General features: G+C 71.8%; 1 pseudogene. It reads right to left on the bottom strand.

Features of this window, described 5'->3' with window-relative positions:
* Positions 1 to 96: 96 nt before the first annotated feature.
* Positions 97 to 273 (bottom strand): annotated as a pseudogene (locus ACLJNW_RS25090) (hypothetical protein); the annotation flags it as partial.

A 273-nucleotide genomic window follows, 5' to 3' on the forward strand; every position in this document is an offset into this window, starting at 1 on the left:
TCATGGCCGGATCGCTACGCGCCCTGGCGATCCCGCCGGACAACCTGCAGGACAGCCCGGCCGTCGCCGACCGCCAGCACCACGGCTGACCGCTGCCTAGCCGTCGTGCTCGCGGCCCTCGGCGTCCAGCCAGTGCGCTCCCGGCCCCTCGGCGGAAAGCTGGTCGCCGGGGTTGCGCAACGGGCAGGCCTGGAGCGACAGGCAGCCGCAACCGATGCAGCCGTCCAGTTGGTCGCGCAACAGCAGCAGCTTGTCGATGCGCTCGGTGAGATC

It is taken from the genome of Salmonella sp. SAL4457 (genome assembly GCF_046548235.1).
Taxonomy (GTDB): domain Bacteria; phylum Pseudomonadota; class Gammaproteobacteria; order Enterobacterales; family Enterobacteriaceae; genus Salmonella; species Salmonella enterica.